The sequence below is a fragment of the Desulfitobacterium sp. PCE1 genome, from assembly GCF_000384015.1.
Taxonomy (GTDB): Bacteria; Bacillota; Desulfitobacteriia; order Desulfitobacteriales; family Desulfitobacteriaceae; genus Desulfitobacterium; species Desulfitobacterium dehalogenans.
In genome coordinates this window covers 876,976-898,661 of sequence record NZ_KB913023.1, presented here as the reverse complement: position 1 = coordinate 898,661, position 21,686 = coordinate 876,976, and the positions used below count along the sequence as shown (strand labels likewise).

At 46.4% G+C, this 21,686-nt stretch carries 16 protein-coding genes and 1 other annotated feature; of the genes, 3 read left to right on the top strand and 13 right to left on the bottom strand.

Annotated features, from left to right (window positions below):
* Window positions 1-27: 27 nt before the first annotated feature.
* Together DESPCE1_RS0104480 and DESPCE1_RS0104475 are read right to left on the bottom strand one after the other, a co-directional pair.
* Window positions 28-996: an MBL fold metallo-hydrolase gene (locus DESPCE1_RS0104480; protein WP_019849632.1), complete on the bottom strand. Its 969-nt coding sequence runs from the start codon at window positions 994-996 to the stop codon at window positions 28-30.
* Between the two features lie 130 nt (window positions 997-1,126).
* Window positions 1,127-2,788: a 2-isopropylmalate synthase gene (locus tag DESPCE1_RS0104475; protein WP_019849631.1), complete on the bottom strand. Its 1,662-nt coding sequence runs from the start codon at window positions 2,786-2,788 to the stop codon at window positions 1,127-1,129.
* 49 nt (window positions 2,789-2,837) lie between these two features.
* Window positions 2,838-3,108 (bottom strand) — a binding site (T-box leader).
* 212 nt (window positions 3,109-3,320) lie between these two features.
* Between DESPCE1_RS0104475 and polC the strand changes: the two genes are divergently transcribed.
* Window positions 3,321-7,661: a DNA polymerase III subunit alpha gene (polC, locus tag DESPCE1_RS0104470; protein ID WP_019849630.1), complete on the top strand. Its 4,341-nt coding sequence runs from the start codon at window positions 3,321-3,323 to the stop codon at window positions 7,659-7,661.
* A gap of 62 nt (window positions 7,662-7,723) precedes the next feature.
* On the opposite strand, the gene DESPCE1_RS0104465 is transcribed toward polC, so the two are convergent.
* The 7 genes from DESPCE1_RS0104465 to DESPCE1_RS24150 form a co-directional block, all read right to left on the bottom strand.
* The gene (locus DESPCE1_RS0104465) at window positions 7,724-7,972 is read right to left on the bottom strand and encodes a hypothetical protein (protein ID WP_019849629.1); all 249 of its coding nucleotides are present in this window, start codon (window positions 7,970-7,972) and stop codon (window positions 7,724-7,726) included.
* A gap of 84 nt (window positions 7,973-8,056) precedes the next feature.
* Window positions 8,057-10,273, bottom strand: a complete 2,217-nt coding sequence (locus DESPCE1_RS0104460; RefSeq protein ID WP_019849628.1) for a molybdopterin oxidoreductase family protein — start codon at window positions 10,271-10,273, stop codon at window positions 8,057-8,059.
* Between the two features lie 48 nt (window positions 10,274-10,321).
* Window positions 10,322-12,079: a sigma 54-interacting transcriptional regulator gene (locus DESPCE1_RS0104455; protein WP_028305458.1), complete on the bottom strand. Its 1,758-nt coding sequence runs from the start codon at window positions 12,077-12,079 to the stop codon at window positions 10,322-10,324.
* A gap of 42 nt (window positions 12,080-12,121) precedes the next feature.
* Complete coding sequence (locus tag DESPCE1_RS0104450) at window positions 12,122-12,526, bottom strand: hemerythrin domain-containing protein (RefSeq protein WP_019849626.1); 405 nt, start codon at window positions 12,524-12,526, stop codon at window positions 12,122-12,124.
* A 109-nt stretch (window positions 12,527-12,635) separates the two neighbouring features.
* Window positions 12,636-14,147, bottom strand: coding sequence for a cell wall metabolism sensor histidine kinase WalK (locus DESPCE1_RS0104445; protein WP_019849625.1), 1,512 nt, complete (start codon window positions 14,145-14,147; stop codon window positions 12,636-12,638).
* Window positions 14,144-14,827 carry a response regulator transcription factor gene (locus DESPCE1_RS0104440; protein WP_028305457.1) on the bottom strand — a complete coding sequence of 228 codons (684 nt, stop codon included), beginning with the start codon at window positions 14,825-14,827 and terminating at the stop codon, window positions 14,144-14,146. Before DESPCE1_RS0104440 ends, DESPCE1_RS0104445 begins: the two co-directional genes overlap by 4 nt.
* 295 nt (window positions 14,828-15,122) lie before the next feature.
* Window positions 15,123-15,182 carry a sortase B protein-sorting domain-containing protein gene (locus tag DESPCE1_RS24150; protein ID WP_371200620.1) on the bottom strand — a complete coding sequence of 20 codons (60 nt, stop codon included), beginning with the start codon at window positions 15,180-15,182 and terminating at the stop codon, window positions 15,123-15,125.
* Window positions 15,183-15,522: 340 nt separating this feature from the next.
* Here DESPCE1_RS24150 and ilvA point away from each other — a divergent pair, with 340 nt between their 5' ends.
* A complete protein-coding gene (ilvA, locus tag DESPCE1_RS0104430) occupies window positions 15,523-16,770 on the top strand; it encodes a threonine ammonia-lyase IlvA (RefSeq protein WP_019849624.1) in 1,248 nt (415 codons plus the stop codon).
* Window positions 16,771-16,854: 84 nt separating this feature from the next.
* Here ilvA and DESPCE1_RS0104425 read toward each other — a convergent pair whose 3' ends face one another.
* From DESPCE1_RS0104425 to DESPCE1_RS0104410, 4 genes are all read right to left on the bottom strand, one after another.
* Complete coding sequence (locus DESPCE1_RS0104425; RefSeq protein ID WP_019849623.1) at window positions 16,855-17,448, bottom strand: Uma2 family endonuclease; 594 nt, start codon at window positions 17,446-17,448, stop codon at window positions 16,855-16,857.
* Between the two features lie 116 nt (window positions 17,449-17,564).
* A complete protein-coding gene (locus tag DESPCE1_RS0104420) occupies window positions 17,565-18,368 on the bottom strand; it encodes a hypothetical protein (protein WP_014792848.1) in 804 nt (267 codons plus the stop codon).
* 231 nt (window positions 18,369-18,599) lie between these two features.
* Complete coding sequence (locus DESPCE1_RS0104415; protein WP_019849622.1) at window positions 18,600-19,379, bottom strand: energy-coupling factor transporter transmembrane protein EcfT; 780 nt, start codon at window positions 19,377-19,379, stop codon at window positions 18,600-18,602.
* Window positions 19,373-20,884, bottom strand: coding sequence for an ABC transporter ATP-binding protein (locus DESPCE1_RS0104410; RefSeq protein WP_019849621.1), 1,512 nt, complete (start codon window positions 20,882-20,884; stop codon window positions 19,373-19,375). Before DESPCE1_RS0104410 ends, DESPCE1_RS0104415 begins: the two co-directional genes overlap by 7 nt.
* Window positions 20,885-21,063: 179 nt before the next feature.
* Here DESPCE1_RS0104410 and DESPCE1_RS0104405 point away from each other — a divergent pair, with 179 nt between their 5' ends.
* On the top strand, window positions 21,064-21,639 hold the full coding sequence (locus DESPCE1_RS0104405) for a biotin transporter BioY (protein WP_014792845.1): 576 nt from the start codon (window positions 21,064-21,066) through the stop codon (window positions 21,637-21,639).
* Window positions 21,640-21,686 lie beyond the last annotated feature (47 nt).

The window sequence follows — 21,686 nt, the reverse complement described above, 5'->3', positions numbered from 1 at the left end:
AATACCTTGATTTGTCTTATGGAGCTTTTAATTTACCAATTCGTAATAATTTCCCCCGTCGTGCCTCACCCGCCGAACTTCTCCTTTATGCACTAAATGCTCTAAATGAGCCATAGCTTCCCCGGAAGCAAACCATTTTTGAGCTGGGGGGAACTCATTCCAGCTGTTATATTTCAGCTCCCAGCGCATTCTTGCCGCAGTCTGACCCACTGTCTTTTTTCCATCACCCAGGATCTCTGCAATTTCAACAAGGCGCTCTTGATGGTGGGCAATCAGCTCATCGATCCGCTGTTGGTGATTTGCGATAAGGCTGCGATGGGCAGGAAATACCTGATCAATATCATACTGGCGTATCTTTTCAAGGCTCTTGATAAAGTTCCCGAGACTATCAATGTTGTAGTGGAAAAAGGTAATATTGGGGGTAATCTCATTGAGTATGTGATCACCGCCGAAAAACAGTTTATGAGTTCTTTCATAGAGACCGATGTGTCCCGGACTATGTCCGGGAATATTGATAATCTCCAATTTATAGGATCCGGCTTTTAAGCAGTCTCCCTCGTTCAGGGGTGTATATGCCAAAGGCTTTTTAGGAGTAATATCAAAGACCGCTTTCTCCGTTGAATTCATTTCCTGGCTTAAATTCAACACCTTATTCAATTCGCTCATAATGAGATCCGGAGAAGTTCTGTAGTTATTGAGCAGGATACCATCCTTTTTCCCAATATAAACTTTGCATCCCTTCTCGGCCAAAAAGTCAGCCAGTCCGGTGTGGTCCACATGCATATGGCTTAGTATCAAATCCGTCTTTTTCAGATCGATTTGGAGCTCCTCAACGCCTTCCATGAAAGCAGTCTTACAAGCTTCCAGGTCAAATCCCGTATCCAAAATAAGGGGACGGTCCCCGGACAGAACGATATAGCTGTTCAATGTCTTTAATGGGTTATGGGGCAAAGGTATCTCGTTTAGATAGATACGAGGGTAGATTTCACGAATCATCATGTCACCTCAGCATAACATCATTCTGTTCATTCTAGCACAAAAAAACTGTGATTCCTAGGAAATGCAACGCCCCACAACGCCACCTTTGAGAAACTCAACCTTTACTGAGTATGCGTTGTGCATAAAGCTACTCCCTTATCATGGTGTTGATAGCGCTTATTAATGCTTTAACCGAGGAAGTAAAGATATCGGTGTGAATTCCGCACCCCCAGTGAATCACTCCGTCCGGATCGGTTACTCCCACATAGGAAACGGCTTGGGATTTGGAGCCTAACTCAAGGGCATGCTCTTTATAAATTAGATTGGAGTAGGATAGCCCCAAGCGAGCCTGAAGGGCATTACTGATAGCGTCCAGGCGGCCGTTGCCTTCCCCGGATAGTTCTTGAATCTCGCCCTTGAACTCAATGGTGACCGTAGTATGAAAATCATCATCGCTAAGGAAGCGGAAGTTGACGAATTTAATGGGGCTCTCAATATTGACATATTCCTTGAAGAAAATATCCTTAATTTCTTCAGGCATGAGTTCTTTGTGCAGGTTATCGGAGACGTTTTTCACCTTATAACCGAAGTCTTCCCGCATCTTAGCCGGTAAATCAAGAGCATAATGCTGTTCCAGCATATAGGCGATGCCCCCTTTACCCGACTGACTATTAATGCGGATGACATCCCCTTCATACTCTCGGCCAATGTCCTGGGGATCAATGAGCAGATAAGGAACCGTCCAGCATTGACAGTCATGCTCTTCACGCCACTTCATGCCCTTCGTGATGGCATCCTGATGGGAGCCGGAGAAGGCCGCAAAGACCAGCTTGCCGCCATAAGGCTGACGGTCGTGGACTTTCATCCGGGTCAGTTTTTCATACCCGGCCGTAATTTCCAACATATTTTCAAAGTTCAGACCAGGGTCCACCCCATGGGAAAACAGATTGAGTGCTAAGGTGACGATATCCACATTGCCGGTGCGTTCCCCATTGCCAAACAATGTCCCCTCGATGCGTTGACCACCGGCCAGCAAGCCCAGCTCCGCATCAGCTACCGCAGTCCCACGGTCATTATGTGGATGGAGTGATAAAATCACATTGTCCCGATACTTGAGATGCTCGCTCATATATTCAATCTGACTGGCGTAAACATGGGGCATGGACATGGAAACAGTGACCGGCAGGTTGATAATCGCTTTATTTTCGGTCGTGGGTTCAAAAACATCGAGGACTTGATTGCAGATCTCCAGGGCGAACTCCATCTCCGTACCGGTAAAGCTTTCCGGGGAATATTCGAATTGGAAATTACCCTCCGTCTCCGCAGCATATTTTTTCAGCAATTGAGCGCCGCTTACGGCGATCTCTATAATCTCTTCCTGGCTCATTTTAAAGACCTGCTCCCGTTGGGCCACAGAAGTGGAATTATAGAGATGGACTACTGCCCTTTTTGCTCCTGCCAAGGCCTTAAAGGTCTTTTCGATAATATGGTCACGGGATTGGGTTAAGACCTGAATGGTCACATCCTCAGGAATCAGATCCTGTTCAATGAGGGTGCGCAGGAAAGCGTACTCTGTTTCCGACGCTGCCGGGAAGCCCACCTCAATCTCCTTAAAGCCAATCTTTAAGAGCATTTGAAAATACTCCAGCTTTTCTTCCAGGCTCATCGGTACCACCAGGGCCTGGTTGCCGTCCCGAAGATCAACACTACACCATGTGGGTGGCGCATTAATATACTCCTTTTCTGCCCACTTTAAGCTTTTTACAGGGGGCATGAAATACCCTCGGCGATAATTTTCTACATTTTTCATTGTTCATCATCCTCCCTCACAATTAAAAAAATCTTTCATCTCTATAACCTATAGAGACGAAAGATTTTAACATCTTACGCGGTACCACTCTCATTCATGCCCAAAGCATGCTCTCACAGATACGGGTCCACTATCTTCAAAGAGATTTCCGACCTTATATCCCCCTACTATAACGGTTAGGATCCGGCTCCACCTACTCTTTACCATTTCAGCGAGCTACTCCGAGGTGAGTTCAGCTCCATCTTTGCCGCTGTTTTACACCAACCAACAGCTCTCTAGGCGCTTAGATAAAACTTACTATTCCTCTTCGGCGTATTTATAAACTATTTAATGTATTCTATAACAGACTTTCAACTCTTGTCAAGAAAAAAAGCTTCTTCTTTCCGATTCACTCTCATGGTAAAATAGAAATAATGTGAGTCAAGCCTATTTGTAGTTAAACATCCGCAACAGATAGGCTTCCTGGTTTATTTTGAAGAAAACCCCAAAAACAAATAATTCAGAACAAGTATATGGAGAGTTTAGAGATAGTATGAAAAGAGTTCAGGAGATTTTTAGGGATTTTGAGGCTGGGGTCAGCTTAAACACAGCCATAGTCAAAGCAGTGGTGTTGAAGGAAAAGAGCAAAACCCTGGAAATGAAGATCAGCTCGGATAACTATATAGAGGTCAGCGACCTTGAATCTCTGAATCAATTTATAAGAGAACACCTGACCTTAGAGGATTCCGAGATTATCGTCGAGTACTCCGAGGGGACTCCCAAAAAACCCATCGAAGAGGAGCTCAAGAAAATCATCAGTTTGCTGGCCCGCAAACATCCCCTCTTGAAATCAGCCCTCAATAATTGTGACTACGACATCACGGATCAATCCATACAGCTTACCTTTAAGATTGCCGTTTCTTACTTACTCAAAGGCAAGGGCTATGACAAGATCATTCAGGAGGCGATTAAAAACCTCTACGGTGCCCATTATTCCATTCATTTTGCCGATAAAGTCAACCCTGAAGATTTGGTCCGGCTTCAAGAGGCTACCCAGGAAAAAGAACTTCAGCTGATTCAAAAAGAAAGGATGACGGCTCCCCCCAGCCTTGCCCCTGCTGAACATAAGGAAGCCGCGCCCGTGCCGGTGGAGAGTAAAGCAGATGACGGTAAAAAAAGCGACCCCAATCTCATTTTGGGCCGTAATGCCGCCATTAAAGACAAGGTCATCAAAATTACCGACATCACCCCGGATGAAGGTAGGATTGCTATACAGGGGGAACTATCCAATATCGAAGCCAAAGAATTGAAAAGCGGAAAAACTTTAGTTTCCTTTGATCTTTATGACGGCTCAAGCTCCATGACCTGTAAGGCCTTCCTCAAGCCCGGTGAAGAGGGAGAGGTCGTGTCCAGGCTGCAAAAGGCTAAAGGGGTTAAGCTTTCGGGAAATGCCGGCTTCAGCAAGTTTTCCGGGGAAATTGAGCTTATCGCCAACACCATCGTGGAAACTGAAGGCATGAAAAAATATGTACGGCAGGATCTGGCCAAGGCGAAACGGGTAGAGCTGCACCTACACACCCAAATGAGTCAGATGGATGCCATGAACGGGGCCACGGATCTCATCAAACGGGCCATGAGCTGGGGAATGAAATCCATTGCCATTACCGATCATGGTGTGGTTCAATCCTTTCCCGAAGCCCATAAGCTCCTGGGCAGAGATAATCCCAATATGAAGGTGATTTATGGTGTTGAGGCTTATTTGGCACCGGATAAGAAGCCTTCCGTGACCAACCTTAAAGGTCAGAGTATTGATACCACCTATTGTGTCCTGGACTTGGAAACTACCGGCTTCTCAGCCGTCACAGAAAAGATTACGGAAATCGGGATCATGAAGATCCAGGGGGGCAAGATCATCGATCAATTCGGCTGCTTCGTGAATCCCGAAAAGCCCATCCCCGCCAGAGTCGTGGAAGTGACCAACATCACCGATGATATGGTCAAGGATGCCGAGACCATCGACCAGGTCTTCCCTAAGCTTTTGCAGTTTATAGAAGGAAGCGTTTTGGTCGCTCATAATGCTGATTTTGATATGGGCTTCCTGAAGCACACCGCCAAAGTCTTAGGTTATAATTTTGACTATACTTATTTGGATACCTTGTCCTTAGCCAGAGAGCTTTTCCCGGATTACAAAACCTATAAATTAGGGAGAATCGCTAAGAATCTGGGCATTAAAGTGGAAGTCGCTCATAGGGCTCTCGACGACGTGGGTACCACCGTTAAAGTATTTAATATCATGGTAGACATGCTTAAGGAACGGGGAGTGGAGACCCTCGCGGACATCGACCTGAAGGCGTCGGACGAATCTGCCAAGAAGGACGAATATAAAAAACTTAAGACTTATCATGCTATCATCTTAGCCAAAGATTACACTGGACTGAAAAACTTATATAAGCTGGTCTCCTATTCTCACCTGGACTATTTCTATAAAAAGCCCCGCATTTTAAAGAGCCTCTATAAAAAGTATTCAGAAGGCTTAATTCTCGGCAGTGCCTGCAGTGAAGGGGAGCTTTTCCAAGCTATCCTGCTGGGAAGATCGGACGAGGAAATCGAGTCCATCGCCGAAGAGTACGATTATCTGGAAATCCAGCCTCTCGGCAACAATGATTACCTCATCAGAACCGAGCAGGTACCGAATAAAGACTACCTCATGGAGATTAATCGCAAAATTGTCGCCCTAGGTGAAAAGCTCAACAAACCGGTAGTGGCCACGGGGGATGTGCATTTTCTGGATCCCGAAGATGAAGTCTACCGGCGGATCCTGGAGGCAGGCCAGGGCTTTAAGGATGCGGACCAGCAGCCCCCCCTCTATCTGAAAACCACGGAAGAAATGCTGGAGGAATTCTCCTATTTGGGCGAAGAAAAGGCCTATGAAGTGGTGATCACCAACACCAATCTTATCGCCGATCTCTGTGAGCCTATCAATCCGATTTCATCGGAAAAAGCCACCCCTCATATTGAGGGCTGTGAGGAGACCATTAAGGAGATTGCCTTTAGCAAGGCTCACGAACTCTATGGAAATCCTTTACCGGATATCGTTCAGCAAAGGCTGGATAGGGAGCTGGATTCCATCATCAAAAACGGCTTCTCCGTGATGTATATCATCGCCCAAAAGTTGGTCTGGAAATCCAACGAAGACGGCTATCTGGTTGGATCACGGGGTTCCGTGGGTTCTTCAGTAGCCGCCTATATGACAGGGATCACCGAGGTCAATGCCCTGCCTCCTCACTACCGATGCCCTGGCTGCAAGTACTCGGATTTCTCCGATTATGGTCATAAGATCGGTTTTGACTTACCGGATAAAGAATGCCCTGTCTGTGGAGCAAAGCTGGATAAGGATGGCATCGATATTCCCTTTGAAACCTTCCTGGGCTTCAACGGGGACAAAGAGCCGGATATTGACTTAAACTTCTCAGGGGAATACCAGGCTAAAGCCCATAAATACACAGAGGTTATCTTTGGTAAAGGCACCACCTTCAAGGCGGGAACCATCGGCACCATCGCCGATAAGACAGCCTTTGGCTATGTGCGGAAGTATTTTGAGGAGAAGAACCGGACCGCCAATAAAGCGGAAATCATCCGCATCGCCAAAGGCTGCACAGGGATCAAGCGAACCTCGGGACAGCATCCGGGGGGCATCATCGTGGTGCCCAAAGGCCGGGAGATCTTTGAGTTCTGCCCTGTGCAGCACCCTGCCGATGACCCCAATTCAGATATCATCACCACCCATTTTGACTACCACTCCATTGACCAGAACCTTTTGAAGCTGGATATTCTGGGCCACGATGATCCCACAGTGATCCGCATGCTTCAGGATATTACCGGTGTGGATCCGAAAACCATTCCTATGGATGATAAAAAAACCATGTCTCTCTTCTCCTCCACAGAAGCCTTAGGGGTAACCCCTGAACAGATCAACTCCAAGGTGGGAACCTTCGGCATTCCCGAATTCGGCACCCGGTTCGTCCGGGGAATGCTCCTGGATACCCTGCCTAAAGCCTTCGAAGACTTAATCTGTATCTCAGGTCTTTCCCATGGCACCGATGTGTGGCTGGGGAATGCCAAGGACTTAATCGATGCGGGTACAGTAACCTTAAGTGAAGCGGTCTGTACTCGCGACGAGATTATGACCTATCTCATCCGCAAGGGTCTCCCCCCCAACACGTCCTTTAAGATTATGGAAACGGTGCGTAAAGGTAAAGCTCTGAAGGATTCCAAATGGCCGGAGTACGAAACCTTAATGAGGGAGCACAATGTTCCGGAATGGTACATTGATTCCTGCCGTAAAATTAAATACATGTTCCCTAAAGCCCATGCTGCAGCCTATGTGATGATGGCCTTCCGTATCGCTTGGTTTAAAGTGCATATTCCATTGGCCTATTACGCAGCCTATTTCACCATTCGTGCCAAGGCCTTTGACGCCGAATTTATGACCTTTGGCAAAGAAAAAGTCAAGGCGAAAATGAAAGAGATCGAGGCTCTGGGTAATCAGGCGGCACCTAAGGATAAGGATATGTACGATGACTTGGAGATCGTCTTGGAGATGTATGAGAGGGGCTTCTCCTTCCTGCCCATTGATATCTACAATTCCCATGCTACAAAATTTCAGGTAGAGGGCAATGCCTTAAGACCCCCTTTGAACAGCATCTCCGGCATGGGAACCGTCGCTGCTGAAGGATTGTACAGCGCCGCCCAGGAAAAACCCTTCAAATCCCTGGAGGATGTCAAGAAACGGGGCAAAATCGGGAATTCCACTCTGGAATTGCTGAGTAAATTTGATTGTTTAAAAGGGATACCGGAAAGTGATCAGATAAGTTTCTTTGATTTAATCAGTTAAAAATTGCCTGGATCTTTGCTAAGCGAAGATTCCAGGCAATTTTAGATTAATAGTCAGACTTCTTATTCTTTCAGAAAATCCAGTAGTTTTGCTTGAAGAATTGCCGTGCAAGGAATAACAATAATCAGAACACCAAATAGGGCAAGTACATCCATAATCGTGTCTTGCGGGGAAATCAAATTAAACGCCGACCAATACACTTTCCAAACAAAAAAGAAGCTAATGATCACCGTAAAGAGTTTCATTTTTTGTTGGCTTACCCTTATAAATATTTTTTCATCTTTTTCTTTTTTGATTCCACTATTATTCATAATATTACCATCGATATCTTTATTTTGGCTAGGACTTAATCCGAGCCAATAAATACATTTATTAACCTGATTATACCACATAGCTTATTGAGCGAGGCCAACTTTTTCAATACGGCAGGCTGAGGTCTTATACATCGGCTGTTTTGAAAAGGGGTCCTTCCAATTTAAGGTCAAATGGTTAGCCGCTTGCTTAAGATGAGCTTCTGAAGGATCAAGATCTCCGAAATGATAGGGTACAAAAACTTGCCCCGGACTCAAGGTGGTGCTTATATGGGCGGGAACTTGAATCCATCCCCGGCGGGAAACTACCCGAATACGTTCACCCTCTCGAATATCCAGTCTTTCCGCATCAAGAGGATGAAGCTCTACAAAACCTTCCGGTGCAGTAATCACCAGCTCAGGGATGCGCTTGGTCTTGGTGCGGGTATGGTAATGCTCAAGGATGGAACCGGTATTCAACCAAAGAGGAAAGTCTTCATCAGGGCTTTCCGGCGGAGGAGTATAGGGAATGGCCCAAAGTCTTGCCCGTCCTTCTTCATGATTAAAATCACCGTATTCCTGAGCTATCCCTTTGGACGTATTAAAGACCCTGGCCGTATACAAGCGTTTGGTGCCGGGATGATGGATATCAGGACAGGGCCAACAAATTCCCTGTTCTTTTTCCAACCGCTCATAGGTCATCCCGGACATGTCGTTCGGTCTGCCTTTGGAGAGCACTTTCCATTCATTAAAGACTTCTTCAGGATTCAGCCAGGAAAAGCCTTCTTCGGCCCCGAGACCCTTGGCGATTTCCTGAAAAATCTTCAGATCCCCTTTCGCTTTTCCCGGAGGTTCCACCGCCTGATTAGCCAGATTGACCCGTCTCTCGATGTTGGTGTAGGTCCCGGTTTTCTCTCCCCATTGTGCCCCAGGGAGAAAGAGATCCGCATAGGCCGCTGTTTCCACAGGGTAATACACATCCTGCACCACGAGAAAGACATTCTCGAGGGACTTACGAACGCTCTTTTGATCCGGGAGGGATACGGCCGGATTGGTGCCGATCACCCAGAGCAAATCCAACTTACCCGTATCAATGAGCCCCATCATCTTCATAATATCATGAGTATAGGCAGGGATCTTCTCCACATCCAGCTTCCAAGCTTCGGCCACTTCCAAACGGTGCTGAGGATTGGCAGGATTCCGAAAACCCGGCAAGGAAAAGCTGCCTCCTACATCCCGGTTGCTCATGGCAGAAGCCTGCCCGGTTAAAGAAATAGGAGCACATCCTGGTTTACCAAGCTTACCCGTTATCAGATGCAGGGTATTGATCAAGGCTGCTGTATCCGTAGCGGACATACTCTGATTAACCCCTTGTCCATAAAGAGTTGTCCCTCGTGCCGCCTTGCCAAAAAGCAAAGCCGCCTCCACAATGGTTTCAGCCGGAATTCCCGTTAACTCTTCTCCCCGCCCAGGGGGATAATCTTCCACCAGAGCTTTTACAGCAGAAAAGCCCACGGTATGCTCATCGATCATTTCTTCATCCAGGAGATTTTCCCTGATGAGAACATGGATCATGGCATTAAGCAAAGCAATATTGGTCCCCGGGCGCAAGGGCAGGTGAATATCGGCTATTTGTGCCGGTAAGGTAGTGCGAGGGTCTGCCACAATGATCTTGGTCCCTTTAACTTCGCGGTTATGCAAAATCCGCTGCCACAGCTGGGGATGCATCTCCGCCGGATTGGCTCCGAAGATTAAGAGCACCTCCCCTTCATCCACATCCTCATAACAACCGGGGGACCCATCCGTACCAAAGGAGCGAATTGTGCCCTTCACTGCGGAGGCCATACAAAGACGGGTATTGGAATCCACATTCGGTGTTCCAATTACCCCTTTGGCCAGTTTCCCTAAAGCGTAATACTCTTCCAACAGCAACTGCCCCGTGTGGTATACCCCTATAGCCTCAGGTCCTTTTTCATTACGGATTTCTTCCATTTTATTGATCATAAAGGTCAAAGCTTCCTCCCAAGACACAGGCTCCAGCTTATCCTTTTTACGAATCATAGGGGATGTAGCTCGCTCCGGGTGCTGGAGAAACTTCCATTCATAAAGCCCTTTGACACAGAGCCTTCCCCTATTGACAGGAGAATCCTGATTCCCCTCTACCGTTACAGCCTGGCCGTCTTTGACTCCGATATAGAGACCGCAACCTACTGAACAATACCCGCAAGTAGAATAAACCCATTCATCCACCTCAATCATGGGATTGGAATCCAAGGGGGATTTATCCATCAAATGTTTAATAACCTCTCTGAGTTTGGTCATAGGCCCTTTGGCTCTCCTTATCAAAATAGTAAGGGTAACATACTTTAGCTAGGATTCGATAGAGTCCGCATATTTTTTTAGCTTTTGATAAAGCCCAGAGACATGGATTCCGAGAACTCGAGCTGCGGCCTGCTTATTGCCCTGGGTTAGCTCCAATGCCCGAAGAATAGCTTCAATTTCCGCTTTGGCTACGGCATCCTCCAAAGAAATATTGACCGGCTGCGTATCTGAAAAAGGATTAGCATCTCTGCTTAATGGTTTTCGCACCTCTTTAGAAGAGGAGGTAAGCTGGATAATATGGGATGGCAGGTGGGATTCAGCAATGACTCTTTCTCCCGGCTCTAAAAAATTGAAGGCATACTCAAGGACATTCTCCAATTCCCGTACATTACCAGGCCAGGAATAGTTAAGAAGTATTTTTTCCGCTTTTGTTGTCAGTCCGTGAATAGGTCTTCCATACTTGACCTGAAGTTTTTGGATGATTTCTGCAGCCAAAGGCTGAATATCTAGGGGACGCTTCCGTAAAGGGGGTAAATCCATGCTGATCACCGCGATTCGATAATACAGATCTAAACGGAATTGGCCTTCATCGATTAATTTCACTAAATTCCGGTGGGTTGCGGCAATAATGCGGACATTTACAGTCAGGGTCTTACTCCCCCCAATCCTCTCAAAGGATTTTTCCTGAAGAACCCTCAAAATTTTGGCCTGCATGGTTAGGGGCATATCTCCAATCTCATCCAGGAAAATTGTCCCCCCTTGGGCCAACTCAAATTTACCGGGCTTTCCGCCCTTGAGCGCTCCTGTAAACGCGCCTTCCTCATAACCGAACAACTCCGACTCCAAGAGGTTCTCCGGAATGGCAGCACAGTTGATTTTAATAAAAGGCTCCTCCTTGCGTGGGCTGAGCTGATGAATTGTCTGGGCCACCAACCCCTTCCCCGTACCGCTCTCCCCTGTAATCAGGACATTAGCATCATGCTGGGCTACCCTCTCCACCACCTGCTTTAACTTGAGTATTTCCGAGCTTTTCCCTTGAATTTCATCTAAAGGAGATCTCTGACTGCGCAGCTCCAAAAGCTCTTCTTTATAGAAGAGGAGCTTGTTCTCCAACACCTGAACCCGCTGAGTCAAGGAACGGAAATCCTGCCCCTCAATCTCTTCACGGGACAGTACTTTACTAATCCCCCCAATAGTTTGGCCTCGGGATACAATAGGCGATTCGGATAATAGGAAAACCTTACCCCGATATTCTATATCGATCTGCAGTCGGGGTTTTCCTATACGTAAAATCTCGGCGATTTTGGAAAAGGGAACATGTTTTTGTAGAGGCAAACCCATTAAGACTTCTGAAGAACATTCCATTGATTGACTGTAATAATCGTTCATAAACACCACTCGGCCCTGCCGATTAACAACGGCAAGGCCCAAGGGCAATTCAGAGAGAATCCCTTCATAAAGGTCAATTAACGCTTGATGCTCCTGATTTTCGGGAGGCACCGGCGATAAAGGCTCAACAACCATGACTACCCCGGAAAAATCCTGAACCGTGGTTACCGGATAATAGCCCACCCGCACCTTCCTTTTATTAATAACCTGCTCTGTAAGTAATTGCTGTTGCGTGACAAGAACCTCGAGGAGGCGAGTTTCCGGAAAAATCTCCGTCAAGCGGCGCCCTAAAGCCTCTGAAGGTTCAACATGGAGAAGTTGCGCAACCTTCCAATCAATGGAGCAAACCACACCCCAGCCATCAATAAGTACACATCCTGTGTTCAGTATTCGTGCAACCACTGTCTCGACTCTCACCTCTTTTCCTCGGGTTTGAATCTCTTTACTCGAATCCAGGTATTAGATGAGTTGGTAGAGCTTTTTATCCTCAGTATTCAGCCTATTCTTTAATGCTGAAAAGATTTCCTTAGATCCCTCTATGAATTGAGGGATATCAGCTTTAATTTTTGTCGCTGACATATAGATACTCTTATACTGCAAAAATTCTGCGGATAAGGTGCCCATTTCCTGATAGAGCTGCTCTGCCGTTTTGCTCAGTGTTTCATCCTTTGAGCTTTTCAAAGCAGGATAAAGGTATTCATCTTCGGATTTTAAATGCAAAACAAGAATACCGGACAGCTTGCTGATTTTCAGAGAAAGGTCGAAAGCCTTATGGTCAAGATTCCCTAAACGAATCTCTTCCTCGATCTCCTGAATAAGCTGACGAATAATACTATGCTGGTTCTTTAGTAAATCATGATTCATTGTTATCCCCCCTTAGCTCGTAAGATTATGGTACCTCATAAATAAAAAAAGTGCCGTGACATGGGTCACGACACTCAGTGAGCATTCTCACCGGGCTGGCCTATCCCCTTCATACTTTGGGCAGGCGGACAATAAATCGGCTTCCTTCACCTAGTTTACTTTCTACACGAAGAATTCCTCCGTGAAGCTCCACTAAAGAGTGGGTAATGGCTAAACCCAGTCCGGCTCCCCCATATTTCCGGGTTCGGGAGGAATCACTGCGGTAGAACCTCTCAAAGAGATGGGGAATATGCTCCTCGGGAATTCCCGGTCCGTTATCCTGGACTGACAATTCAACTCCGGAAGCCTCAGACTTCAGACTGATTTGAATTAAACCCTTGTCCGGATCCGTATGCTGGACCGCATTATGGAAAAGGTTAAGAATGACTTGCTTCATTTTATCCACATCAACGAGGACCAATCCCTCCGAGGACAGATCCAATTGAACTTCCCGCTCCTCAGCCAGCATACGCAGCTGGGGCTCCATTTCCAGAATCAGTACCTCAAGATCCTTTTCCACCTTTTCCAGATGGGGAGAACGGTCTAATTTAGCCAGGAGCAACAGATCCTGAATAAGCTTTTTCATTCGCTCCGATTCCGCATACATACTGGTTAAGGACTTCTGCAGCTTTTCCGGTTGGTTCATGGCCCCCCGCAGCAGGACCTCCAAAAAACCATGAATAGAAGTAAGAGGGGTTCGCAGTTCATGAGAAGCATCGGCTACAAAACGCCGCATCTGTTCTTTGGCTTCCTTTTCTGCCGTAAAAGAGGACTCCAGCCGCTCCAGCATCCCATTGAGGGATACGGCCAGAGTATCGATTTCTTTCTGACCTTGTTCCACAGGGAGGCGTTCGTTAAGGTTCCCCGCATCAATACTCTCCATAGTATGAACAATATTGGATAAAGGAACCAAAGTCTTTTTAATGACTGCCTGATAAGCCACCAATCCCCCCACAAGGGCAAGCACGGAAAGCATCATAAATATAAACAACTGCCGGAACAAGAGATCTTGAACAAATTGGGTACTTAGGCTAACTTGAATAAAGCCAATGAGATAGCCCCGAAGCTCCAGGGGATGAAGAACCACCAGCAATTCCTTTCCATCCGATGCGTCCACTACCCAAAATTGCGGTGATTCAGACGGATTCAAGGCTTGTTGATACTGGTCGGAACTAAGGGCCGGTGGGGCCCCTGACCGATTCAGGGAATTGGATAGGTTGGTCATGTTCCCGCTTAAATCCACGAAAGCAATGGTAGCGTCCATCAGGGAGAAGGGAATACGGTTGGAGAGATTATCCTGAATCTTACCAGGTTCCACTTCCACCAACCCTTTATCCAAATTGAATTTCGCATTAATCTCCGCATAGAGCAGCATTTGCGTCCAAGTGTCCCGGGGAACTGAAGCAATTTGGGAACGAATGCTTGCAGCAGTGCTGCCCAGAATGAAATCCTTTAAAAAAGCATATTGAAATATCCCGATCAACACTAAGATGATGGCCAAAAAAAACAAGGAACGGGAGAGCAACTGAAATCTCAAGGAGTTGGGGGTTACGATCTTGTGGATGGAAAATCGCTTCTTCATAGTAGGTCCATCCGATAGCCGGAGCCCCGCAAGGTGCGAATCAGGCGATGTTCCTTATCCCCCAGCTTTTCTCTCAGGGAGCGAATATAGACCTCCACAATATTATCATCCCCGACAAAATCATATCCCCACACTTTATCCAGAATCATCGCCTTGCTCAAGACCAGCCCCTGGTTAAGAATTAAAAACTTGAGCAGTTCATACTCTGTCGGGGAAAGTTCCAGGACTTTATCATGAAGCTGGATTTCCTTGCGGCGATCATCCAAACGAAATGGCCCCATCACCACTTCCCCTAAAAGGGTAGGGAACTGATTGCGGATACGGGCGTGGATACGAGCGAGGAGTTCTTCAAAACTAAAGGGCTTGGCCATATAATCGTCGGCGCCGATGGTTAAGCCCTTGACCCGGTCCTCCACTTCATCCTTAGCAGTCAACATAATGATGGACACATTCTCACTCTTCTTCAGCATACGACACACTTCAAAACCATCCATCCCCGGCATCATGATATCCAGAATCACGAGGTGGGGATGGAATTGTTTGGCTAGAGTAACTCCTGTCATCCCATCAGCCGCTGTCTGCACCTCGAAGCCCTCGTTCAGCAATCCCATTTCCAGGAACTCCAGAATATTCGGTTCGTCATCAATAATAAGGATTTTGATTCCTTTCAACTTCTGCATAGAGTATATCCCCTTTAAAGGCGAAATCGTTTTCTTCTCATTATCTGCTGCCCAGTTGAAATGGGTCTGAGGGCTGACTGAAAATTGGCTGAAAACCTTGGGATAACCTCCCATTTAAACAGCTACTCTTTCGGGAAAGCACTCCGCGAATCCGTAACTTCCTCAACCGGCATATCGATAACCTCTCCGTCAGCGAAGCCCCGTGGGGGATGCTGACCGGCGGATTGGCCGGGTCCTTGATGATTGGTATAAACCTTATAATAAACACGCCGGCTCTGTCCGGCTCTGCCATGACCTATCCCTTTCTTCTGAGCAAAATAAAGATAGACACGGTAAAGAGCGTAGAGTACAGCACCAATAATCACGGCCCAGATAGAAAAAACGACAACGGCCAAAATGAAAAAAATGATCGCCAGGGACCATACAATTCGATATAACCAAGGCATACCAAACCCTCCTTCGTCCTTTCATATTAAAACGCCATAGTCCGGCCTTATCCAATGACAAATCCACACTATCCTGAGTAAATTGTAGCATAATTCCTCTTTGCTTTGTAGTTTGGACCTTATTTTTAGATCAGGTTAAGGTTGACTAAGGGCAAAAGCAAGAGTAATATTAATAAAATAATCTGTTATATAACTCATCGATGGTGATGAAGGATACTGTAGGAATGTGGAAAGGGGTAAATCTTTTATATGGAAAAAGTCGTCCTAGAGGATATTCTCAGAGCCGGTCAAACCTTAAAAGGGGTTATCAATAAAACACCTTTGCATCGTCATGACCTTCTTTCAGAGAAATACCAATGCAATGTTTTCTTAAAACGGGAAGATCTTCAAGTGGTCCGTTCCTTCAAGCTCCGGGGAGCTTATAATATGATCCATAGTATTCCCCAAGAACGGCTTAACAGCGGTGTCGTTTGTGCCAGTGCGGGGAACCATGCCCAGGGAGTCGCTCATTCCTGCAAAATCCTGGGTATTAAAGGAAGTATCTATGTGCCCTCCACTACACCAAAGCAAAAAATCTCTTCCATCAAACGCTTTGGAGGAGATTTTGTGGAAGTGATTCAGATCGGTGATACCTTCGATGACGCTTTCAATAAAGCGAAGGCTCATTGTGAAGAAGCTAATAAGACCTTTGTTCATCCTTTTGATGATCCTTTAGTCATCGCAGGTCAAGGAACCATTGCCATGGAGATTCTTAATGATATGGAAGCGCCCGTTGACTATATTGTGGGCGGTGTCGGCGGCGGCGGCCTTATGTCCGGCGTGGGAATTGCCATGAAAAGCTTAAGTCCCAAAACCCAGGTCATTGGCGTGGAAGCTGTCGGTGCAGCTTCCATGAAGCAAGCCTTAGCCCAAAGTGAAGTAATCACCTTACCCCACATCGATGGATTTGTGGATGGTACCGCTGTAAAACGAGTAGGAGATCTTACTTTTGAAATCTGCCGCGAGGTTCTCGCAGATGTCATCGTGGTCACAGAAGGAAAAGTATGCACCACCATCCTGGAAATGTATAACGATAGTGCCATTGTGGTTGAACCGGCGGGTGCTCTTTCCATCGCAGCTCTGGAGACCTATAAGGATAAGATCAAAGGCAAAAATGTCGTCTGCATCATCAGCGGGGGCAATAATGATATTGAAAGAACTCCTGAAATTAAGGAGCGTTCCTTACTGGATCAGGGACTCAAACATTATTTCATTGTCAACTTCCCTCAGCGCCCCGGTGCCCTAAAAGAATTTGTCGGGGAAGTCCTAGGTCCTAATGATGATATTGCCCGCTTTGAGTACACCAAATCCAATAATAAGGAAAAAGGCCCAACACTCATTGGTATTGAGCTCTCCCGTAAGGAAGATTACCAACCCTTGATTGAAAGAATGGATAAAAAGGGCTTCCAGTATACACGCATCAACGATAATCCCGAACTGTTCGGGTTGCTCATCTAACAAAGCATAAAAAGAGGACTGTCAGAGAGACAGTCCTTTTTTTATGCTTTTCTTGGTATCACCGAGACCACGCCAAGCCTTCCATCAGCGGAAAATCTCAGCAAGGGGAATGATAAGATCCGGGAATAACCCTACAGGAACTTCATCAGAAGCTTTATAAAATTTGGGGGTATCATAAGCCCCCTCCTTTAATTTAAATGTGAGAACTGTCCGATCCCTAGGATGAACTACCCAATATTCAGGGACTCCCGCCTTTTCGTAGATGCGCAGCTTTAAATACAAATCTCTATGCATAGTGTCCTCTGCTAATATCTCGATGATGAGATCAGGCGCTCCTTTACACCCTCCCTCATCCACTTTCGACAGTTCACAGATCACAGTAAGATCCGGCTGCACAACAGTGGGGATATCCTCATCTTTTTGATCAGCATCACCAGGCAGCCGCACATCAAATGGAAAAAGAAACACTTTCCCCGGTTTTTCCCTCAGATAAAGAGCAAAGGCCATGTACAGCTCACCCAATACCTCCAGATAGTGTATGGAGGGAGCCGGACTTCTGCCATAGGGTACTCCGTTGAGGATCTCACCAGGTTGGGTCTTGGCCCAGGTTAGATAGTCTTTATAGGTATAGCGTACGTCATTTACGCCATTTTCATCAGGTTGTTGATCTCTGGACATGGTGCACTCTCCCTATGTTTGCAAATATCATAATGATATTCTGACCCTTTATACTTTTTGTTTCACCATAGTATACCATGCGGTTTCCACATGACAAAATTTTACAATGTCCTTTCTTACTTAGAAGCTGCTTTTAGATTAAGCTTGCCATGACTCCACGATTCTCCGTAATGTTCGATTTGGTATTCCGGTTTAAGGATTTTAACTTTGGCTTTGCTCAAGAGATATTCCCCATAATCCTCCCAGGCATTTCCCCGTTCCATCTGGGGAAGGTCAATATTGGGAAGCTTATCTGTCATAACTTTGTCGAACTCATAGTTCATGGTATTGATGGCCATGGCTCGAGCCGTTCTATCAATGCGTTTGTTTAAATAGTCATCCTCGGATGCAAACCCATACTGATGATAAATTGACGCAGTTTTTTCCACATATTCATTGTATTCTTTTAGTGCTTCCTCGTTTTGAGACATAGCCTCCATGTTTATCCTTTTGCTTTCTTCCATGATCTCTCTGACTTTATCGATAGACGCATCATGACCTTCCTTGACTGCCTCCTGATGAAGGACTTCCTCCACAAGCAGAATATTCAGAGCTTCATTCTCGGTCGGTATCTTAGCAGAGGATCGTTCAATACCCTCAAAGAATCTTTTCTGACCCGGCGTCATATCCCCTTCATTAATTCCGAAGGCTTGGATCATGGCCTCTCTTTGCGGCATACTGCTTTCTCCATTAACTAACCGCAAGGCTTCAGTTAAATCAATAAGTAGTTTCCTCTCCTTAATTACTTCAGCGATCTCTTCTTTGGTAATCGTTTCTCCATTGACAACAGCGACCACATTCTCGGAATAGCTTTGACTAGCACAACCGCCTAAAACCAAGGCAGCCATTAGAAAAAAGACCCCTGCTCGAATTAATTTCATTTTTTCTGCTCCTCACTGCTCAATTTGGCTAATCAGAAGTTTCACATACTCATTCGCTCTCCCTTTTCCTAACCCCTGAGTTAACCCGCTTCTTCGTTTCTAAAAAATCCACATAATACCTATGCACTATAATAACGGAAAATAGTGGAGGTTACTAGTGGGTAGGCGGCATATTATCTGACAACTTTTATTCTTCATAGGCACCCGAACCCCTTATCGTGCGCACGATCACTACGACCTCCAGAATTGCTCAATAAGCAAAGTCCCCATGCACCATAGTATTAGAACCACAGCTCCCCAACTATCCCTTTCCTCCCACTCCTTTGTTCCCAAGGCACGGTAACCGCCGGAAACATAACCCCGTGCCACGAGATTTTCTGCCACCTCTTCAGCCCGTCGCAATGTAATTCGAAGCAGGGGGAGCAAAAGAGCCGCTAGCTCCTTTATCCTCCCTGTCCATTTTACGGATAAATTCCCCTTAGCCAGGCGGGCTTTATAAAGCAAAGCAGCCTCCTCCAGCAGCAAAGGGATAAAGCGCAGGGTCAAAGTAATTAAGAGGGCAAAATCTGCTGCCTTAGGGGTAAGGCGATAAAAGGGTGTGAAAAAGAAAGCGATTCCTATTCCTTGTTCTGAGGGTAAGGTAAAGGCCGCAAAAATTCTCGTTAAAAGGAAAACGAGAAGAATCCGCCAGCTCATAATCAGCCCCTGAAGTATTCCTTCTCTGGACCAGTATCCTTCCCAGAAGATCCAGCCATCTTCCCAATGCCAACCCATGATTAAGGTATAGAAAAATCCTAACACGATCCCTGCCTTAATGACGGATTGAAAGGCTTTAAGAGGGAGAGGACAGAGACAAAGAATGACGAAGAGTCCCCCCGTGAGACAGAGCAATCCTCTCCAATCCACGATGGTCATTAATAACCCCAGGGTAACGAGACCCCCGATTTTTAACCGGGGGTCTATTTTATGCCATGTACTTTCACCGGGGTGATAAAGTCCTCTTTCTAACAACGGACCCCTGCCTCCTTAAGCCTCTCATCATCGATTTCCATAATTCCATCTTTTTTTCTCTTGCACTTGTAGGTCATTCGTCCCTCTTCCACCAGCCATACTTCATCCGCCAGTTCTCGAACCTCCGGCCAATCGTGGGTGATGTATAAGATGGTCATGCTGCCTTTTAGGTCCTGTAAAAGATCCAGAACCATACTCCGTCCAACATAATCCAAGCCCAGCAAGGGTTCATCCAGCAAGAGGATTTCTGGTAAAGATTCCAATGCCGCGGCTAGAGCCACCCGTTGCCGTTCCCCTCCGCTTAAAAGCTCCGGATAGGCCAGGGCCTTTTCCAGGGGTATCCCAAATACTTGGAGATACTCTTCGTTGCGCTGAGCCTTGGCTTTCCTCTCCTTTTTATTCTGAAGGTAAAACACTTCATCATAAACCGTACTGCCGATGATGTATTCTCCAGGTTCTTGAAGAAGGAGGCGGGCTTTCTGCCTCAAATGTCCACTTTTACGGGTCGCTTCCTGACCAAAGGCCAGAAATTTCCCTTGGGAAGGATGAATGAGTCCTATGGCACTTTCGAGAAGAGTGGACTTTCCCGCTCCTGAGGGACCTAGTACTGCGAGAAAGCTCTTCTCTTTTATTTTTTCTGTAAGTTGCAGCCGCAAGCCATACTCCGCTTCCTGCCACTCCAGAACAGAGTTCCCTGATGCAGTGCCTTCGGAGAGTCCCTCTGCACACCTTAATTTCTGCACTCTTTGATACTTCTCCCCGATCTTCTCACCAATTGAAGGGCAGGCCGGAAAATCACCTGGATATAAAACACGAATCCCGTACTCTTTACAAAGGGTTTCATCCTTGAGTGCCTTTTGAGGCTTCCCCATATCCCATAGTTTCCCTTCCTTCATAACCCAGAGACGATCTGCTTTTGCCGCTAACTGCGGATCATGAGTAATCCAAAGCTGCCCCATGGATTTCCCTTTTTCCTCCAACAGTTTCAGACAAGCGTCCTGAGCCAGTCTATCCAACATGCTTAAGGCCTCATCCAGCAATAGAAACGCCGGATTGAGAGCAAGGACAGCCCCCAGCACCAAGCGTTGCCGCTCTCCTCCGGAAAGGGTGGCGGGGGATTGATTGAGTTTACCTTCAAGACCCATCCGGAAAGCCAATTCCTTGACCATCTCCTGAACCTTCTTCACTTCATAACCCAAGTTCAAAAGTCCAAAGCCCAGCTCTTCTCCAACCGTCGCTCCGATGGTCTGTCTTCTGGGATGCTGACCAATGATCCCAATCTCCTGCCAGCGCCGAACCTCCGTCCAGGGAATTTCCCGGCCATCCTTGAACAAATTAAGCTCCCCCGAAGCGGGTTCCTGGAAACCGGCAAGGAGCCGGGCCAAGGTGGATTTACCTGCTCCATTAGGCCCCATTAAGGCAATAGCTTCCCCTTGGTGGAGGGTAAAATTAATTTCCTGAATTATGCCAAAGCTGAGGGTTCTTCCTTCCAGTGATTTCGTCATAGTTTTACACTCCATATACTACTACCTAAATCCAACCAATATTCCCGGCCATCAGCGATTCTGCCATGAGATATGGGAATCTGATATGTAAAAAAATCTCTTGTCAGTTATAATAACATATTGTAAACTTAAATTCACCAGTTAAGTTTACAATATGTTATTAGAAAGGATGTTCCTCAATGAACGCCCAACATTTAGCCAAGACTGCGGCTATGGCTGCTCTTTTATGTTTAGCAGGTATGATCATGCGCTGGGCTTCCCCAGCCTTAGTTCCTTTCAGTATTCTCCCTGTCTTTGTCTTCTTAGCCGGCCTGATCTTAGGACCCAAATACGGAAGCTTAGCTGTCATAGTCTATGTATTTCTCGGTTTATTGGGCTTGCCGGTCTTTGCCAGCCCACCTTTTGGCGGCATAGGCTATGTATTAAAGCCTTCCTTTGGCTACCTCCCGGGGGATATTGCCGCCGCTTATGTGGTGGGTAAACTCTACAACCGGCAAAATCTCTTATCCGCCCTACTGGCCGTTCTAGGCGGTATTATTGCTTTATATATCATTGGCTTAACCTATTTTTATCTGGTCATGCATTTTGTTCTCCATAAACCCACCACCATGGCTCTCGTCATCACCACAGGCTTTCTCCCCTTCATTGCCGGCGATCTGATTAAAGGTGGAATAGCCGCCTGGGTGGGAAATCAGCTCATTAAGCGTCACGCTCAAGCAGCCGATAGAAACATACAGTCTGAACAAAGTCGATAAAGCTGTCTGCTTGGTCCCCGTCACCGTAGGACTATCTTACAATAGAA

Bases quoted from the DNA above. Each gene is read 5' to 3' on its own strand.
- DESPCE1_RS0104440 (WP_028305457.1), bottom strand. From the start codon at position 14,827: ATGCAGAAGTTGAAAGGAATCAAAATCCTTATTATTGATGACGAACCG.
- DESPCE1_RS0104425 (WP_019849623.1), bottom strand. From the start codon at position 17,448: ATGTCCAGAGATCAACAACCTGATGAAAATGGCGTAAATGACGTACGC.
- DESPCE1_RS0104475 (WP_019849631.1), bottom strand. From the start codon at position 2,788: ATGAAAAATGTAGAAAATTATCGCCGAGGGTATTTCATGCCCCCTGTA.
- DESPCE1_RS0104465 (WP_019849629.1), bottom strand. From the start codon at position 7,972: ATGAATAATAGTGGAATCAAAAAAGAAAAAGATGAAAAAATATTTATA.
- polC (WP_019849630.1), top strand. From the start codon at position 3,321: ATGAAAAGAGTTCAGGAGATTTTTAGGGATTTTGAGGCTGGGGTCAGC.
- DESPCE1_RS0104410 (WP_019849621.1), bottom strand. From the start codon at position 20,884: ATGACGAAATCACTGGAAGGAAGAACCCTCAGCTTTGGCATAATTCAG.
- ilvA (WP_019849624.1), top strand. From the start codon at position 15,523: ATGGAAAAAGTCGTCCTAGAGGATATTCTCAGAGCCGGTCAAACCTTA.
- DESPCE1_RS0104450 (WP_019849626.1), bottom strand. From the start codon at position 12,526: ATGAATCATGATTTACTAAAGAACCAGCATAGTATTATTCGTCAGCTT.
- DESPCE1_RS0104405 (WP_014792845.1), top strand. From the start codon at position 21,064: ATGAACGCCCAACATTTAGCCAAGACTGCGGCTATGGCTGCTCTTTTA.
- DESPCE1_RS0104420 (WP_014792848.1), bottom strand. From the start codon at position 18,368: ATGAAATTAATTCGAGCAGGGGTCTTTTTTCTAATGGCTGCCTTGGTT.
- DESPCE1_RS0104480 (WP_019849632.1), bottom strand. From the start codon at position 996: ATGATTCGTGAAATCTACCCTCGTATCTATCTAAACGAGATACCTTTG.
- DESPCE1_RS0104460 (WP_019849628.1), bottom strand. From the start codon at position 10,273: ATGACCAAACTCAGAGAGGTTATTAAACATTTGATGGATAAATCCCCC.
- DESPCE1_RS0104445 (WP_019849625.1), bottom strand. From the start codon at position 14,147: ATGAAGAAGCGATTTTCCATCCACAAGATCGTAACCCCCAACTCCTTG.